The sequence below is a fragment of the Phyllobacterium sp. P30BS-XVII genome (assembly GCF_014138335.1).
GTDB lineage: Bacteria > Pseudomonadota > Alphaproteobacteria > Rhizobiales > Rhizobiaceae > Phyllobacterium > Phyllobacterium meliloti.
On sequence record NZ_JACGXO010000001.1, the window covers coordinates 108,210 to 124,427 of the forward strand.

At 54.7% G+C, this 16,218-nt stretch carries 16 protein-coding genes; 10 read left to right on the forward strand and 6 right to left on the reverse strand.

Features of this window, described 5'->3' with window-relative positions; translation table 11 throughout:
- Positions 1-4: 4 nt before the first annotated feature.
- The 6 genes from FHW17_RS00500 to FHW17_RS00525 all read right to left on the reverse strand — a co-directional run bounded on the left by FHW17_RS00500 (position 5) and on the right by FHW17_RS00525 (position 5,379).
- Positions 5-1,288, reverse strand: a complete 1,284-nt coding sequence (locus tag FHW17_RS00500; protein WP_182508992.1) for a CpaE family protein — start codon at positions 1,286-1,288, stop codon at positions 5-7.
- A gap of 38 nt (positions 1,289-1,326) precedes the next feature.
- On the reverse strand, positions 1,327-2,022 hold the full coding sequence (locus tag FHW17_RS00505) for a CpaD family pilus assembly protein (protein WP_246706711.1): 696 nt from the start codon (positions 2,020-2,022) through the stop codon (positions 1,327-1,329).
- Positions 2,019-3,503, reverse strand: coding sequence for a type II and III secretion system protein family protein (locus tag FHW17_RS00510; protein ID WP_246706730.1), 1,485 nt, complete (start codon positions 3,501-3,503; stop codon positions 2,019-2,021). The genes FHW17_RS00505 and FHW17_RS00510 overlap by 4 nt, the downstream gene beginning before the upstream one ends.
- 106 nt (positions 3,504-3,609) lie before the next feature.
- Positions 3,610-4,413 carry a Flp pilus assembly protein CpaB gene (gene cpaB / locus FHW17_RS00515; protein WP_112523382.1) on the reverse strand — a complete coding sequence of 268 codons (804 nt, stop codon included), beginning with the start codon at positions 4,411-4,413 and terminating at the stop codon, positions 3,610-3,612.
- A 185-nt stretch (positions 4,414-4,598) separates the two neighbouring features.
- Positions 4,599-5,123 carry a prepilin peptidase gene (locus FHW17_RS00520; protein WP_182508993.1) on the reverse strand — a complete coding sequence of 175 codons (525 nt, stop codon included), beginning with the start codon at positions 5,121-5,123 and terminating at the stop codon, positions 4,599-4,601.
- 49 nt (positions 5,124-5,172) lie between these two features.
- On the reverse strand, positions 5,173-5,379 hold the full coding sequence (locus FHW17_RS00525; RefSeq protein ID WP_112523387.1) for a Flp family type IVb pilin: 207 nt from the start codon (positions 5,377-5,379) through the stop codon (positions 5,173-5,175).
- Between the two features lie 261 nt (positions 5,380-5,640).
- Here FHW17_RS00525 and FHW17_RS00530 point away from each other — a divergent pair, with 261 nt between their 5' ends.
- From FHW17_RS00530 to recF, 10 genes are all read left to right on the forward strand, one after another.
- Positions 5,641-6,060, forward strand: coding sequence for a pilus assembly protein N-terminal domain-containing protein (locus FHW17_RS00530; protein WP_112523983.1), 420 nt, complete (start codon positions 5,641-5,643; stop codon positions 6,058-6,060).
- 218 nt (positions 6,061-6,278) lie between these two features.
- Positions 6,279-6,794 carry a TadE/TadG family type IV pilus assembly protein gene (locus tag FHW17_RS00535; RefSeq protein ID WP_112523390.1) on the forward strand — a complete coding sequence of 172 codons (516 nt, stop codon included), beginning with the start codon at positions 6,279-6,281 and terminating at the stop codon, positions 6,792-6,794.
- 140 nt (positions 6,795-6,934) lie between these two features.
- Positions 6,935-7,471 carry a TadE/TadG family type IV pilus assembly protein gene (locus FHW17_RS00540; RefSeq protein ID WP_162700227.1) on the forward strand — a complete coding sequence of 179 codons (537 nt, stop codon included), beginning with the start codon at positions 6,935-6,937 and terminating at the stop codon, positions 7,469-7,471.
- A 95-nt stretch (positions 7,472-7,566) separates the two neighbouring features.
- Entirely contained in the window at positions 7,567-8,802 is a 1,236-nt protein-coding gene (locus tag FHW17_RS00545) for a phosphopentomutase (protein WP_182508994.1), read from the forward strand.
- Positions 8,795-9,688: a bifunctional DNA-formamidopyrimidine glycosylase/DNA-(apurinic or apyrimidinic site) lyase gene (gene mutM, locus FHW17_RS00550; RefSeq protein ID WP_182508995.1), complete on the forward strand. Its 894-nt coding sequence runs from the start codon at positions 8,795-8,797 to the stop codon at positions 9,686-9,688. Before FHW17_RS00545 ends, mutM begins: the two co-directional genes overlap by 8 nt.
- Positions 9,689-9,701: 13 nt before the next feature.
- On the forward strand, positions 9,702-10,475 hold the full coding sequence (locus tag FHW17_RS00555; RefSeq protein WP_091878627.1) for an enoyl-CoA hydratase: 774 nt from the start codon (positions 9,702-9,704) through the stop codon (positions 10,473-10,475).
- 156 nt (positions 10,476-10,631) lie between these two features.
- Positions 10,632-10,898 (forward strand): 30S ribosomal protein S20, encoded by a 267-nt coding sequence (gene rpsT / locus FHW17_RS00560; RefSeq protein WP_112523402.1) that lies wholly within the window; start codon positions 10,632-10,634, stop codon positions 10,896-10,898.
- A gap of 917 nt (positions 10,899-11,815) precedes the next feature.
- A complete protein-coding gene (dnaA, locus tag FHW17_RS00565) occupies positions 11,816-13,312 on the forward strand; it encodes a chromosomal replication initiator protein DnaA (RefSeq protein WP_182509390.1) in 1,497 nt (498 codons plus the stop codon).
- Positions 13,313-13,496: 184 nt separating this feature from the next.
- The gene (gene dnaN, locus FHW17_RS00570) at positions 13,497-14,615 is read left to right on the forward strand and encodes a DNA polymerase III subunit beta (protein WP_091878630.1); all 1,119 of its coding nucleotides are present in this window, start codon (positions 13,497-13,499) and stop codon (positions 14,613-14,615) included.
- Positions 14,616-14,983: 368 nt separating this feature from the next.
- Positions 14,984-16,150 carry a DNA replication/repair protein RecF gene (recF, locus tag FHW17_RS00575; protein WP_113095019.1) on the forward strand — a complete coding sequence of 389 codons (1,167 nt, stop codon included), beginning with the start codon at positions 14,984-14,986 and terminating at the stop codon, positions 16,148-16,150.
- The last annotated feature ends 68 nt before the right edge of the window (positions 16,151-16,218 follow it).

Sequence of the window (16,218 nt, forward strand, 5' to 3'; positions counted from 1 at the left end):
AATGTCACTTCTTGCGCTTCAGTTTCGACAGGACTGAAGAAAGTACAGGCTTCCTCTTGGCCTTCAGTTCAAGGCGGCCAGTCAGGATATGGGCAATCTCATTGATGTTCTGGACAATTGCATTGGCGGAATCAGTCTCCGCAAGCATCCGCCCATTGTTGGCAGCATTTCCAAACAGCGCCGGATCAAACGGGATCACGCCCAGCGGCGCAATTCCCAGCGGATTGCAAAAATCCGCCGGTGCAATCTCAGGCCGTTTGGGAATTCCAACCTGATTGAGAATGAGGCGCGGCGGCCCGTCATTCGGCCGCAACTGTTTCAACGTATCGAGCAAGTTTTTGGTGTTGCGCAGATTGGCTAGCTCAGGCGAAGCGACAATGACGATCTCGTCAGCCCGTGCAAGCGTCGTGCGGGTCCAGCCATTCCAGGTGTGCGGAATATCCAGCACCACATGGGGGACAGAGCGCTGGGCAACATCAATCAGATGAGCGAAGGAATCGTCACGAAAGTCAAACACGCGATCCAGCGTGGATGGGGCGGCAAGCAGAGACAGGTTTTCCGCACATTGGGCGAGAAGCCGGTCGAGATAGACATCATCAATGCGCTCTGGCGAAAAGACCGCTTCCGCTATGCCCTGCGGCGGGTCCTGATCAAAATTGATATTGGCTGTGCCATAGGGCAGATCCATATCGGCAATGACGACTTCGTTCTTGAAGAGCGACGAGATGGACCAGGCAATATTATGCGCAATGGTGGACGCACCGACACCACCCTTGGCACCGATAAATGCAATGGAACTTCCCAAAGGCTTCGCGTCTGGATCAACGAACAAGCCGCCGATCACGCCGATAATATCGGCCAGATCAATTGGAGCGACCATATATTCGGAAATGCCATTGCGCAGAAGTTCGCGGTAAAGCCAGACATCATTGTAGTGACCGATAATGACGACCTTGGTGCTCGGATCGCACACCTGAGAAAGCGCGGCAAGCTGTTCCAGCATATCGCGAGGCGCTGCCGATGATTCCAGAAGAATGAGATTGGGCGTCGGCATCGTCTGGAAGAGTTCGACGGCACTGCCTATCCCGCCCATATGCAGCTGGGCATGGGTCTTCGCCATACGGCGGTCTTCGCTTGCCCGCGATAGCTGCTGTGCAACAGCATCCGTTTCGCAAAATGCCTGTATCGATATGCGAGGAATAGGCCTGTAAGCGTGCAGCCCGGCGCCTGCAGAGCGTCCATCGCTATCCTTGAATTGATTTTCTGTTTCAAAGGCCAACTGGCTCATCTTGGCATTCCGCTTTTCAAAGAAAGAGGTCCGGATACTTAATAATTGACGTCCTGCGTTCGCACCGGTGTGGGCGCGGCGGCTTTTCTATATGCATCGATGACGACGCCGCGACGCTCTGCATCGATTGATGTCGTGGCTCTTGGTCCAAGCAAATCAGCCGGATTGGCAATCTGTGCCGCGAGATTGTTCTGACTGGCACAACCAAAATTCTGATAATGCTTGTTGTCGGCGGTATCGAGAATATCCTTGGGCCACTGGCCGCAGGGGCCAGTCGACGCGGTCATGGCGGAATAGGACAGGCGAATAGGCGCTGACTCGTCAGCGTCTGCCTGATAGCGCTCACTCGAAATATTGAACGGCTTTACACCGCTCTTGCGCAAAGTTGCGACGATATCATCCCGCAACCGGGCGGCGGCGCGCTCATTGGACGTGCCCGCTGGCAACAGGATATGAATGACGCCAGAACCATTGGCATGATAATTGGCCAGCACGTTCTGAACGATGCTGCGTTGCGTAATTGAAAGCCTCGTGTCGGCATGTCCAACCGGAATATCGGCGACCTGCTCTTTTTCCGAGATGACAATCGGGTGATTGGTCCGATAATCATCCGGAATGCTGCCGACGGTTCCACTACGGTCAGCGCAACCGGCAAGGAGTGTGACCGCAAGAAGAGCAAGCACTGGCTTCATGCGCATAGATTTCTTGTCTGACATGACTGTGTCCTTGCTCATTTGTAGATGTATCCGACAACGCCTTCATAACGTCCGGTCGGTGCGGCGGCGGCTTTCGTGCCATAAACGCGATTGACCTTGCCAAGGAACATTCCCGATGCATCATCAGCCGGATTGAGATTATCGTCTGGACGGGCAAGGGCTGTACGGGCTACCGGGCGGACCAGATAAGGCGTGATGATGATGACAAGTTCACTTTCATTGCGCACAAATTCACGGCTGCGGAACAAGGTGCCAAGGATCGGGATTTTAGACATACCCGGCAGACCGGAGATGGCGGCGCGATTTTCATCGCGCATCAAGCCTGCAATCATCATGGAGCCGCCGGAAGGTAACTCTACAGTTGTATCAGCCAGACGTTTGCGCAGTGAAATCAGATTGGTCGCGGGTGCAGCCGTCCTGCCGCCAAGTCCTCCGCCCGCGCCAAGACTGACAGACCCTTCCATGGTGGGTTCGGAAACGGATGTCCGTACCTTCAGGCTTATGCGGCCGGGAGAAAGAACCACAGGCACGAACTCCAAGCCGATACCATATTCAACTTTCGATATGTTATAACTCGATCGTTCGACACCGGTTTTTGAGTTCTCTGAAACGGTTTGACCGGTAATCAGATTGTATTCACCGCCAACCTTGAATGTTGCCTGTTCGCCCGAAATTGCTGTCAGGGACGGCTCTGCCAAGGTCTTCATCACGCCCGCCGCTTCCATCGCATTGATGTAGGAGTCGATGGTGGCGCTGCCGATCGACAGGGGGATGGACGCACCCGAAGAGCTTATTGATTTACCGACAAGCGAGGCAATATTTTCCGAGCTGAACAGGATGCCGTCCGACTTGGTAGAGCCAATAAGATTAACGCCCAGCTGTTTCATAACCGTGCGACTGACTTCTGCCACGGTAACCTTCAGTGTTACCTGATCTTCGCCAGCAATCTGAATGAGATTGACGATCTTGCTCTTCTGGCGCGCTTCATCCTGATCACCGATAACGACGCTGGTACCTTTGCCATTGGTTACGGACCCCTGCGAATATTGGCCGGTTGTTGCTTCACCGCCTGTGACCAGCAAGGTTGCAAGATCGGTCGCACGCTTGGCGTCAAGCGGGGTCTGCACTGTTCCCGTCAAAATCACGTTATCATTGAGAAGTTCGACCTTGATGTCGGAATCCGGGATGTATTTTTTAAGACTGCCTTCAAGACCAGCGACATCCCGTTCAATCACCAGATCAAAGCTTGCAAGCTGCTCGCCATTTGGCCCGAAAACGAAGATATTCGTCTGACCGACCTGTTTTCCAAAAAGGTAGATGCGGCGGGCCGTGCGGGTAACAGCGTCAGCTACTGAGGGATTGGCAACGAGAATATCGTAAGCGTCTGTCGGAAGATCAACGACAAGCGATTTATTGAGAGCGAGGTTGATCCGCTTGGAAGCACCCTGCCCCTGATTGAGTTTGACCACATTGCTTTCAGCGATGGCATTTGTCTGCATTGGCAAAAGAGCAATGCCGCAGCCCGCTGCAATGAGTCCGGCTTTCCAGAATCGGGACAGGCGGTTGTCGCATTTGCGCATCATGACGATTGATCCGAACCCCATTTTATTTGCGCCCCAATATTTCAGTGACAGTTCCGGATTTGATGAGTTTGACGTTTCCGGCGCGCCCCGGTGAATTGACGAGGTATTCAGCACCGGGCCCTGTCGGCTCCTGCACATCCTGCAGGGATCGCAGCACCAGCGTCATCCGGCTCGCCATCTGCTGCGCCACCGACAATATCTCCGCCTGTTGCGGGGTCAGTTCGAGCGTTGCGGTGGAGCCCACTTTGTTTTTCTGGCCGGTCTCGTCTTCCTGAATTGTTTGATCAATGGCGAGAACCCGCACATTGCTGAGAATTGTTTCGGTAGCGAATTGTTTCTGTTCGCCTTCCACCTGCCGGATCATAATCACGTCGACATAATCATTGGGCAGGATAAAGCCGCCCGCGGCGGTATCAGCTGCAATCTGCGTTGCCACTGCACGCATCCCGGCGGGCAATTGCGCCGACATGAAGCTCTGGCCCTTGCCGATCAGCTTGGCTTCGCGGATCGGTTCTCCCGGGAATATCTGCAGCCGGACAGTCGATCCGCTCAGTTCTTTTTCAGCGTTTGGCCGCTCTGAACGTTTGATATAGCCGTCAGCCAACGCCGCTACGGGCCATGGCTGCCAGCGCATCTGGTTTTGCATTTCGGCACCAACGCCAAGGCCATCCGTGGCAACCAGCACGTCCTGAAGTTCAATTTGGGGCAGAGGGGGCGCGGCAGCTTCGACAACAGGTGCTTCGGGCTTCATATTCGTCGCGATATAGCCAGCTGCACCGGCAGCCGTTATCGCCACGATGAGAATAACAACGCGTGCCTTTTGCATTGACGACCCCAATAGTTTTTCACCCACATTGCCCGGGGAACACCTTGGCTTCGCAATCGTGTAATTATGGTTAATACTTTGCTTAAAATGATGATTAATGGGGACAATCTGGTCGTATTTTGTACTGTCTTAGCCCTAACCTACTCGCATGCCGTGCGAAGAGTCAGAAAGCCAACCAGAAGCTGTCAAATATGAGCCAATCGTTCCACGACCCACAGACACATTGGCGATGATGGAAACACCATCAAACCAGCTGCTCCGAGGGCAATACCGTAGGGCACGCCTTCGTTTTTCTGTGCCAATCGTTGCATGAAATTAAACCGCCCCGCATATACAATAGCCAGATGCGAGCTTCGATATCTGAGGATTGCCAGTGTCAGAGCACCGCCAAGCAGCGACAGAATGAGCAGATAGCCTGCCAATTCCATGTTCCACCCGATCCAGACTGCCGTTGACGTCATGAGCTTGGCATCGCCGCCGCCCATGGTTCCCGTCGCAAACAGCAGGAACGTGACCGCAAGAACTGCACCACCGGCTGCAAAATGCAGGCCGAAAATATCCCAGGGCATTCCGGTGAGAGGAGCAAGTACGGCAAAAGAGACGAGCAGGATGACCGAGACACGGTTCTGGATTGTCATGGAGAGAAGATCGGATACGCCCGCAAATGCCATGGCAAAGGGAAAGACGATCAATATTGCTGCTTCAATCATCGCGCTTGTCCGTCACGCCGAATGTCTGAGCCGTTTTTGCGTTTGAACATCACTGGCTCACGTCTACAACTTTGGTTGAGACACTTTGATAGGTGGCTTTGATGGCGGTTCCGAGCGTTCCTGCGCTGGAGACGATCCCAATGGAGATAATGGCCGCAATCAGGGCATATTCAATGGCAGTCGCTCCGGACCTGTTCCGGGGAAAGCCGGTGAACGCATTGTCGCCCGGTTCTGCGAGATGTTTTACGTTGAACATTGTGATCTCCCGCACTTCTGTTGCCATTTATCGTGGCCATTTTTGTAACGTGATATGGTGGGAGATTATCCGCGACGAATTGCTTTCATCTTAAAAAAGACCGTTACGAAAGGATGAAACTGAAGCCTGAAATTGATCGCTCCACATGGGCTCATGACCTATTGCCGCTCAAAATTATGCTTAACAAGCGGTTCACGGATTAAGCCTTCTTTCACCAATCACGGGCATGGTTCATCCAACGATTTTGCGAAGGGCATTTCCATGGTTCGATATCACGGCACGATCATTGCACTTGCGCTTTTGGCCGCTGTGTCGAGCGCGGCACAAGCTGGTGCTGACACCGGCATCCATGTTGTGATGAATCAGGCCACCGTTCTGAAGCTGGCCCGCCCTGCGGATACGGTCGTTGTCGGCGATCCCGAAATAGCCGATGCGGTTGTCAAAGATTCAAAAACGGTGGTGCTGACAGGTAAAGGTTTCGGTGTGACGAACATCGTCATCATGGACGCCGATGGCGGCGCGATTGTCGATGATCACGTTCTCGTCAGCCGCAGCGTTGCCAACACCGTCCGCGTCTATAGGCGGGCTGCTGTCCAGACACTCTCATGCTCGCCCTTTTGCGAAACATCCCAGAAGACCGACGCCGAAAAGAAATCCGATACGGAAATCGGCGGCAATTGATAATCTCCCCGTTCACCTGCATCAAAGTTGAGAAAGAGTGAATTCACTCATCACAATTTGCATCTGGCTTCAAACGAGATTCTAACATCTGGCTGATAGAGCTTTGTCCGGCGCGATGATACGGAGAAAGACAATCCATGGTGCGGGGAGCTGTTACAACTGATTTACATGAAGGTCATGACCCTGCTGGACCAGCATGCGGCAAACGCAGGCCTTCAATGTTTGCACGGTTCTGCAGGAACAATCGCGGTACCGTTGCAATCGAGTTTGCCCTGATTGCCCTTCCCTTCTTCCTGCTTATTTTTGCTATTATAGAAATCAGCCTGAGCTTTACCGCCGAACAGGTCATGTCCAACACCGTTGACGATCTCTCGCGCAAGCTGAGAACCGGCCAGCTCAAAGCCAGCGATGTAAGCGGCAGCAAGTTGGCGACCCTCATTTGCGGCCAGTTGCTCATGCCCGCAGCGGGTTGCCCTGATCTCGTCGTCGATTTGCAAACATATGCGACCTTCAAGGCTGTACCGAAGACCATTCCGATCAAGGCGGACAATGATGTCGACGCGTCCGGGTTCAAGAATGCTCCCGGTGGCGCTGGAACAATCAATCAACTGCGGGTCTTTTACCGCTGGCCTATCCTGACTGATTTGATGAAGCCCCGCATTGAAAGCATAAAGGGGAAAGGGAAGACCCTGCTCTTCTCAACGGCAACCTGGCAAAACGAGCCCTATCTATGATTGCCCACCAGCCTTCCCAACGTTCCCTGTCTTCAGCGAGAGCCCGCGCCATGCAGCCCTGTAAAAGCCTGTTTGCAATCGCCCGTAATTTGAAAGCCTCTTTTGCGGCTTTCCTGGGAGATCAACGTGGTGTTGCGGCAATGGAATTTGCATTGATTGCGCCGGTGATGATCCTGTTGCTTCTTGGCAGCGTTGAAGTGACGAATGGAATTGACGTCAACAGAAAACTCGCACGCTCCGGCAGTATGGTCGCCGATCTGGTCACGCAACAGCAATCGGTCACGAAAGACCAGATTAACAATATCATGGAAATCGCCGGTCTGACGCTTCTGCCTTACCAGCGTGATTTGCCGCAAATCACGGTGACATCCATCAATGTTCCCGGAGATGGCAGCAGTGCGACGGTTGCGTGGTCGCAGCGCCGGGTCAACCAGTCAGTCACAACGCCTTATGCGAAAGGCAGCACCATCGCCATTGATCCCAATCTGCGCGTCGCGGGTACAAACATCACATTTGTACGTGTTGAGACAAATATCGCCTACCTACCGCTCATCGCCTGGACGATGCAAAATCCTGTCAACACGTCCATTGGCACCTCAGGCAAAGGCATTCCCATGGCGAAGACAATCTATGGCCGCGTCCGTCAGGGTACAGCAGTCGCTTGCAGCAATTGCTGAGATAACAGATCGCCTTCAAGACCTGCTGATACTTGATATTTGTCATCCGCTTCAGTTTCACCTATCTGTGGAAGGTGGTTCTGATGGAGTAATGCATGTCTCGCGCTTTTCTTTTTGTGCTCGATTCCTTTGGCATAGGCGGCGCGCCGGATGCTGCAGCTTTTGGTGATGCGGGCGCAACGACGCTGGGGCATATTGCGGAAGCATGCGCTCAGGGACGTGGGGACAGGACCGGGCTGCGTTCCGGCCCGCTCGCTCTGCCGAAAATGGCTTCACTTGGTCTTTTCCACGCGGCCAGTCTTGCGTCCAACTTCGAAATTCCGTCTGAGACAACTGATCCGGTCGGATTATGGGGAGCCGCAGAAGAGGTTTCCAATGGCAAGGATACGCCGTCAGGTCATTGGGAAATCGCTGGCGTACCCGTAACCTTCAACTGGGGTTATTTTCCCCAGACAATCCCGACCTTTCCCGACAGTCTGATTGCAGAAGCTGTCCGCCGTGCCAATTTACCCGGTATTCTGGGCAACAAACATGCGTCCGGTACTGACATCATCGAAGAGTATGGCGAAGAGCACATTCGCAGCGGCCAGCCGATTTTCTATACGTCAACGGATTCCGTGATCCAGATCGCTGCGCACGAACAGCATTTTGGTCTCGGCCGGCTTTACAAGCTCTGCGAGATCATGCGCGAGCTGGTCGATCCGCTGAATATTGGCAGGGTGATCGCGCGGCCATTTGTCGGTGAAACCAGAGAAACCTTTGAGCGCACCGGTAATCGCCGCGACTATTCCGTCCCGCCGCCTGAACCGACATTGCTCGACCGCCTGACCGATGCTGGCCGCACCGTCATCGCGATTGGCAAGATCGGCGATATCTATGCGCATAAGGGCGTATCACAGGTGCGCAAGGCCAATGGCAATATGGCTCTTTTTGACGAGACCCTGATTGCCATGGACGATGCGCAGGACGGTGATCTGGTCTTCACCAACTTCGTCGATTTTGACATGCTTTACGGCCATCGCCGTGATGTACCCGGTTATGCCGCGGCACTGGAAGCCTTTGACCGCCGCCTGCCGGAAGCTTTGGCAAAATTGCGCGCCGGTGATCTGCTCATCCTGACGGCCGATCATGGTTGTGATCCAACCTTCAAGGGAACAGATCACACGCGCGAACGCGTTCCGGTTCTCTGTTTCGGGCCTGACCTGCCGCATGGATCGCTGGGTATCCGTCCGACCTTTGCCGATATTGGCGAAACGATTGCTGCTCATCTCGACATTGCACCCGGCCTACACGGCAAGAGCTTCTTGCGAGGCACAGCATCCCATGCCTGAACTTCCTGAAGTCGAAACCGTACGCCGTGGATTGCAGCCCTTCATGGAAGGCGCAACCATTGCGCGTGTCGAGCAGCGCAGACCGGATCTGCGCTTTCCCTTTCCGGAAAACTTTGCCCAAAGGCTGACAGGGCGCCGGATCGACTCGCTGGAACGCCGGGCCAAATATCTGATTGTGCATCTGGACGATGGTTTGGGATTGATCAGCCATCTGGGAATGTCCGGCTCCTATCGGATCGAACGGGACGAGGAAGAAACTGCGCCAGGTGTGTTTCACCATGAACGGTCGCGGAATACGACGCATGACCATGTTGTGATCCATGTGGAATCAAAAGATCGTGTGAAAAGTCGTATCATCTACAACGACCCACGCCGTTTCGGCTTTATGCTGTTTGCAGAACCAGGCGCGCTCAACACCCACAAATTCATTCAGGATCTCGGCATCGAACCCACAGGCAACCGGCTGGACGGCGCACTGCTCGCAAAACTTTTCGAAAACAAGAATGCGCCGTTGAAAGCGGCTCTGCTGGACCAGACACTGATTGCCGGCCTTGGTAATATCTATGTCTGCGAAGCTCTCTGGCGCGCCGAGCTGTCACCTCTGCGCGTTGCCGGGACCATTACTGGCGAGAACAGCGAACCTGATCCCATAGCGGAGCGGCTTGCTGCCTCCATTCGCTCCGTCATCTCCGATGCGATTGCCGCAGGCGGGTCCAGCCTGAAGGATTACCGGCAGACCGACGGGGAGCTTGGCTATTTCCAGCATTCATTTTCTGTCTACGATCGCGAAGGCGAGCCTTGCCCGCGTCCTGCCTGTGATGGCACGGTAACGCGCATCGTCCAAAGCGGACGGTCGACATTTTTCTGCCCGATCTGCCAGCATTAGGAGGAGTACCCGCATGGCCTACGAAAATATCATTGTCGAAACGCGCGAGAAGGTTGGCTTCATTCAACTCAATCGACCGCAGGCACTGAATGCGCTGAATTCCGCCTTGCTTGCCGAGCTGAGCGCGGCGCTTGAAGACTTCGAAAAGGACGACCGGATCGGTGCCGTCGTCATCACCGGCTCTGAAAAGGCATTTGCTGCCGGTGCCGACATCAAGGAAATGCAGACGCTCCAATTCGCCGATGCATATCTCAGCGATTATTTCAGCGAATGGGAGCGGGTCACGCGTCTGCGCAAACCACTTATCGCCGCGGTGGCGGGCTATGCGCTGGGCGGGGGCTGCGAGCTTGCCATGATGTGCGATTTCATCATTGCAGCGGATACTGCCAAATTCGGGCAGCCCGAGATTACACTTGGTGTCATGCCCGGCATGGGCGGCTCCCAGCGGTTAACGCGCTTTGTCGGCAAGTCCAAGGCAATGGACCTGTGCCTGACCGGACGCATGATGGACGCTGCAGAAGCTGAGCGTAGCGGCCTTGTGGCACGCGTGGTGCCCGCTGGCGAGCTTATTGAGGAAGCCCTGAAGGCGGCCAAGAAAGTTGCCTCCTTCTCCCTGCCGGTTGTCATGATGACCAAGGAGACGGTCAACCGCGCCTATGAAACAACGCTGTCGGAAGGATTGAGGTTCGAGCGGCGCCTGTTCCATTCCATGTTTGCGCTGGAAGATCAGAAAGAGGGAATGGCGGCCTTTGCGGAAAAGCGCACGCCAAATTTCAAGAATCGTTGAGGGTGAAATATCCACCGGCAAGGCGACGATTCCAAGTTGACGCAACAGGAAACGTCATCTATAAGCCCGACAACGTTTGGTGGCCCCTCGGCCACCCTATTATTTTGTGACGGCCGCTTTGAAGCTGCCGAGTAGCTGACAGAAAAGAGAGGCATCATGGCCAACACTCCTTCGGCCAAGAAAGCGGCGCGTAAGATTGAAGCCCGCACCGAAGTAAATAAATCCCGCCGCTCACGCGTGCGCACCTTCCTTCGCAAGTTCGAAGATGCGGTGGCAAGCGGTGATCAGGCAGCCGCTTCCGTAGCCTTCAAGGCTGTTGAACCGGAAGTAATGCGCGCTGCTACTAAAGGCGTAATGCACAAGAACACGGCATCCCGGAAGGTTTCCCGTCTTGCACATCGCCTCAAGGCCATGTCTGCATAATTAGACAGAAATAGTCTATTTTAAACCCGGCTGGTCTTTAGCCGGGTTTTTTATTTGCCGTTTTTTTGAGCATAAATTCGTTTCCAGTGAAAAAGATTGTGGCATATCAAAACCCTGACATATGCTGGTCACAAATAGTTTCATACAAAAAGCGACAATCATCATTTCTTGTTTAATATCAAATACTTACGGCAGGTAGTCATTGTGTGCCAACCCCAGCCGGGAGAATCTGCCACCCCAGCCACTGTCAAGCGATAATTTAATATTTTTTTTTGATCGCGTGAGTCCGCACTGCAGCAAAATTCGCATTCCAAAAAAGGCTTTGAATCCGAAGGCTTTTTCCGCACCGAACCGGGAGTCGTTAAAAAAATCGTAAAAGCGTTAACCTTTAATTCACTAAAAAAGCGTCGTGCCTGCCCTTGCCCTCCACGCAAAGGTTTTTGTAAGGTCCAGACATCGAAGGGGTGGGCAAAAACCCATTTAACAGGCTTATAAAATTAGTGGGTTCGAACGCAGATTTTTTGTTTGCGTAACGAGTAAGTTTTGTCGGTATTCAGGTTTTATACGGACCTGGGTGTTTCAGAAAAGAAGCAAGTTGGCGGCGCTGGCATCAGCCGGGCGTGAGTCTTTTTGCGCCAAAGTTGAGAAGGATATGGACGTGGCGGTTTTTAGAACTTCAGTGCGAGATTGTTCAGACCTGTATTACGCGTCCCTCTCCTTATCCGATCTATAGCTCCAGGAGATTGAAAGCCGGCCATAGGGGTGATCGGCTCTTTAGGACTGCAAACCGGTTCATGCCGGTCCACATGAGAACACGGGCAATCTAAGCCCGAACAGATAAATATCAGGATGAGGCGATGACAATGACCAGCGGAATAATGGATAACGGCACGAATGCAGCCATGGTCCCGCTCCATATGGACGAAGGGAAAAGTATGGTACCGGCCAGCAGCCAGGGCGAAATGATTTTCGAGAGGGTCAAGACCAAACTCAAGGCCAAGCTTGGAAATGAAGTTTACTCGAGCTGGTTCGGCCGCCTGAAACTGGATGAGACTTCCAAGAGCATTGTTCGCCTGTCTGTACCGACCGCATTTCTCCGTTCCTGGATTAACAACCACTACTCCGACATGATCAACGCGTTGTGGCGTGAAGAAGACGAGCAGGTTCTCAAGGTTGAGATCGTATTCCGCAGCGCCAGCCGTGCCTGCCGTCCTTCGCTGGAGGCCGAGCCTGCATTGCGTGCCGATCCGCGTGCCATCACCCGTGACAAGCCGGTTTTTCCTGTCGGCAACACGTCGCAGGACAAGAAGGCACCGGCGCATTTCGCTGACCGCGCTACCGATCGCCCCGGACAGAACTCTGTCTTTGGTTCGCCGCTGGACCCTCGCTATACATTCGAAACATTTGTTGATGGCACGCCAAACCGCGTTGCTCTGGCTGCAGCCCGCACCATTGCCGATGCCGGTGCCAGTGCCGTCCGTTTCAATCCGCTGTTCATCCATGCCTCTGTCGGCCTCGGCAAGACACATCTTCTGCAGGCGATTGCCGCTGACGCCCTGAAGCGCTCGGAGCGGGCCCGTGTGGTTTATTTGACCGCTGAATATTTCATGTGGCGCTTTGCAACGGCTATTCGCGACAACAATGCGCTCTCTTTCAAGGAACAGCTGCGCGACATCGACCTTCTGATCATTGACGACATGCAGTTCCTGCAGGGCAAGTCGATCCAGCATGAATTCTGCCATCTGATCAACACCTTGCTCGATAGCGCCAAGCAGGTTGTTGTGGCCGCTGACCGTCCGCCATCAGAACTGGAATCATTGGATGCGCGCGTGCGTTCGCGCCTGCAGGGCGGCGTTGCCCTTGAAATGGTCTCCCCTGATTATGGAATGCGTCTGGAGATTCTCAAGCGCCGTCTGGTTTCGGCGCAGCACGAAGACCAGTCGCTTGATATTTCGCCCGAGATTCTTGATCACGTTGCCCAGTCCGTTACGGGAAGCGGCCGCGAACTCGAAGGCGCGTTCAACCAGCTGCTGTTCCGCCAGACATTCGAACCCAACCTCTCCGTGGACCGGGTCGATGAGCTGCTGAGCCATCTGATGCGCGGCGGCGAAGCCAAGCGTATCCGCATTGAAGAAATCCAGCGCATTGTTGCGCGCCATTATAACGTGTCCAAGCAGGACCTTCTGTCCAACCGGCGTACACGCACCATCGTGAAGCCGCGCCAGATCGCCATGTATCTTGCCAAGATGCTTACACCCCGTTCGCTGCCGGAAATCGGTCGGCGCTTTGGCGGCCGTGATCACACCACAGTTCTGCATGCGGTGCGCAAGATCGAGGATATTGTCGGCAAGGACCAGAAACTGTCGCAGGAACTTGAACTGCTCAAGCGCCTGATCAACGATCAGGCCCAGTAAGGCCGACGCCACTTATCAACAGAAAGCCTGTGGTATGGTACGCTGATACCAGCCACAGGCTTGCTTTTTACGGTGACTTTCTGCCAATTTGCTTGACCTTGGGGGAACTTCGCCCTCTCGCCAGAAAAAGCGCCGCAGGCCCGTAAAGGCTTTGGGTCGAAAAAGACAGTGAGACCGGTTTATCATGCGTGTAACTCTTGAACGTTCCAATCTTCTGAAGTCGCTCAACCATGTCCATCGCGTGGTGGAACGGCGCAACACCATTCCGATTCTTTCGAACGTTCTTTTACAGGCCGAGGGTGCAAGTCTTGCCCTCAAAGCGACCGACCTTGATCTTGAAGTAACCGAAGCTACGGCTGCCCAGATTGAACAATCGGGCGCGACCACAGTACCGGCACATCTGCTCTATGACATCGTGCGCAAGCTGCCCGATGGCGCGGAAGTCATGCTGGCGACCAACACCGATGGCAATTCGATGACTGTGACCTCCGGCCGGTCGAATTTCCGCCTGCAGTGCCTGCCGCAATCGGATTTTCCCGAGCTAACCGCGGGCTCCTTCACTCACACATTCCGCATTACCTCGACAGCGCTGAAAAGCCTGATTGAGCGGACCCAGTTCGCCATCTCGACCGAAGAAACCCGCTATTATCTCAATGGCATCTATTTCCATGCCATCGAAAGCGAAGGTTCCCTGAAGCTGCGTGCTGTTGCCACGGACGGACATCGTCTGGCGCGCGCGGAACTCGAAGCGCCGTCAGGTGCCGAAGGCATGCCCGGCATCATCATTCCGCGCAAGACAGTTGCCGAATTGCAGAAGCTTGTCGATGATCCGGATGTCGCTGTCACGATCGAATTGTCGGACACCAAGATCCGCTTCACCATTGGCTCGGTGGTTCTCACCTCCAAGCTGATTGACGGCACATTCCCTGACTATCAGCGCGTCATTCCATCCGGCAATGACAAGAAGCTGACCATCGACCGCCAGAGCTTTGCCTCTGCCGTTGACCGCGTGTCGACGATCTCAAGCGAGCGTGGCCGCGCCGTCAAACTGACCATTGCCGACGGCCAGCTGACATTGACCGTGAACAATCCGGATTCCGGCAGCGCAACGGACGAGCTTGCCGCTGATTATGATTCCGACCCCATCGAGATTGGCTTCAACGCAAAATATCTCCTTGATATCACAGCCCAGCTTTCCGGCTCCGAGGCGATCTTCATGCTCGCTGATGCGGGCTCGCCAACATTGGTGCGCGATACGGGCGATGCAAATGCGCTCTACGTGCTCATGCCAATGCGGGTTTAACGCTGGCTGACGGACGTTTCTGACGCTGGAGTTCCTAGCCTCCTCCGTGGTGTGGAGGGTGAGATGGGGTTCGTGGTTCGACAAGCTCACCATGAGGGAGAGTGTGGATGCAACGCTAATCGCAAAGATTGCAGCACAAAGATTGCAGATCACCACCATTGCAGAACTTGGCTCCCCTTCATCACCTCTCTCCCTCATGGTGAGCTTGTCGAACCACGCACCCTGCATCACCAACCACACTTTGAACCCTGACAAACACCACAGCGATCGGATGGGAGAATGAACAATGCAATGTCATATGATTTCTTTCATCAACGCGACAGTTCACTGATGCGGACGCTTTCCTTTCTCAGTGGCAGCGCTTGAGCATGACGAGCGATGATCCCACAGCAGATGCAGGTAAACCGGCCCGTGTTTCCATCAGCCGGTTGAAGCTCGCGCAATTTCGCAATTATGAAAACCTGTCGCTGCGGCTTGGACCGTCGCATGTGGTGCTGACGGGGGAAAACGGCTCGGGCAAGACCAATCTGCTCGAGGCGATTTCATTCCTCTCGCCGGGCCGCGGGTTGCGCCGCGCGACCTATACGGATGTTACCCGTAATGATGCGCCTGATGGTTTTGCCATCCACGCGGCCATCGAGACCGAAGAGGGCTCTGTTGATGTCGGCACGGGACTGGCGGGCAATGCGCCGGGAGATACGGCACGGCGTGTGCGTATCAATGGTGTGACTGCATCGAGCGCCGATGACCTTTTGGAGTATTCCCGCATTCTCTGGCTGGTGCCGTCCATGGATGGGCTCTTCACCGGTCCCGCTGGTGATCGCAGGCGTTTTCTCGACCGTATGGTGCTTGCTATTGATCCGGCGCATGGCCGCCGCGTGGCTGACTATGAGAAAGCCATGCGCAGCCGTAACCGCCTCTTGACGGAAGAGCGCGGTAATAGCGCCTGGCTTGATGCCATCGAGACGCCTATGGCCGAGCTTGGCATTGCCATTGCCGCAGCCCGGGCCGAGCTTATGCGCCTGATCAACGGCATGATCGAGCGGCTGCCGGATGACAGCCCCTTCCCCAAGGCTGATTGCATCCTCAACGGCGAGTTGGAAGCGCGCATCGGCATCGAATCGGCAACCGATGTGGAGGAAACCTTTCGCCGCGCACTGCATGATGGGCGCACCCGCGACCGGACAGCGGGAAGAACGCTGGATGGTCCGCATCGATCCGATCTTCTGGTGCGGCACCGGCCCAAGGGCATGCCCGCTGAACTTTGTTCGACGGGCGAGCAGAAAGCCCTGCTCATTGGCCTTATCCTGTCCCATGCACGCCTGACAGGCGAACTCGCAGGCATGGCGCCCATACTTCTGCTGGACGAGATTGCCGCCCATCTTGACGAAGGCCGCCGGGCAGCACTTTTCGACATCATTGAAGAGCTTGGCGGTCAAGCCTTCATGACCGGCACCGACCGGGCGCTGTTTTCAAGTCTCGCGGGTCGCGCCCAGTTTTTCGACGTGGTTCACGGAGAAGTGCATGCCGGTTAGAACAGACCATGGAAAGTCTGTCTGTCACCGTGTTAGCATGTCCTAGAATCGTACTCTTCTGCAGCAAT

What these genes read in the sequence shown, in the direction of transcription:
- FHW17_RS00500 (WP_182508992.1), bottom strand. Translation starts at nt 1,288, where the DNA reads ATGAGCCAGTTGGCCTTTGAAACAGAAAATCAATTCAAGGATAGCGAT.
- FHW17_RS00505 (WP_246706711.1), bottom strand. Translation starts at nt 2,022, where the DNA reads ATGAGCAAGGACACAGTCATGTCAGACAAGAAATCTATGCGCATGAAG.
- FHW17_RS00510 (WP_246706730.1), bottom strand. Translation starts at nt 3,503, where the DNA reads ATGCAGACAAATGCCATCGCTGAAAGCAATGTGGTCAAACTCAATCAG.
- cpaB (WP_112523382.1), bottom strand. Translation starts at nt 4,413, where the DNA reads ATGCAAAAGGCACGCGTTGTTATTCTCATCGTGGCGATAACGGCTGCC.
- FHW17_RS00520 (WP_182508993.1), bottom strand. Translation starts at nt 5,123, where the DNA reads ATGATTGAAGCAGCAATATTGATCGTCTTTCCCTTTGCCATGGCATTT.
- FHW17_RS00525 (WP_112523387.1), bottom strand. Translation starts at nt 5,379, where the DNA reads ATGTTCAACGTAAAACATCTCGCAGAACCGGGCGACAATGCGTTCACC.
- FHW17_RS00530 (WP_112523983.1), top strand. Translation starts at nt 5,641, where the DNA reads ATGGTTCGATATCACGGCACGATCATTGCACTTGCGCTTTTGGCCGCT.
- FHW17_RS00535 (WP_112523390.1), top strand. Translation starts at nt 6,279, where the DNA reads ATGTTTGCACGGTTCTGCAGGAACAATCGCGGTACCGTTGCAATCGAG.
- FHW17_RS00540 (WP_162700227.1), top strand. Translation starts at nt 6,935, where the DNA reads ATGGAATTTGCATTGATTGCGCCGGTGATGATCCTGTTGCTTCTTGGC.
- FHW17_RS00545 (WP_182508994.1), top strand. Translation starts at nt 7,567, where the DNA reads ATGTCTCGCGCTTTTCTTTTTGTGCTCGATTCCTTTGGCATAGGCGGC.
- mutM (WP_182508995.1), top strand. Translation starts at nt 8,795, where the DNA reads ATGCCTGAACTTCCTGAAGTCGAAACCGTACGCCGTGGATTGCAGCCC.
- FHW17_RS00555 (WP_091878627.1), top strand. Translation starts at nt 9,702, where the DNA reads ATGGCCTACGAAAATATCATTGTCGAAACGCGCGAGAAGGTTGGCTTC.
- rpsT (WP_112523402.1), top strand. Translation starts at nt 10,632, where the DNA reads ATGGCCAACACTCCTTCGGCCAAGAAAGCGGCGCGTAAGATTGAAGCC.
- dnaA (WP_182509390.1), top strand. Translation starts at nt 11,816, where the DNA reads ATGGACGAAGGGAAAAGTATGGTACCGGCCAGCAGCCAGGGCGAAATG.
- dnaN (WP_091878630.1), top strand. Translation starts at nt 13,497, where the DNA reads ATGCGTGTAACTCTTGAACGTTCCAATCTTCTGAAGTCGCTCAACCAT.
- recF (WP_113095019.1), top strand. Translation starts at nt 14,984, where the DNA reads ATGACGAGCGATGATCCCACAGCAGATGCAGGTAAACCGGCCCGTGTT.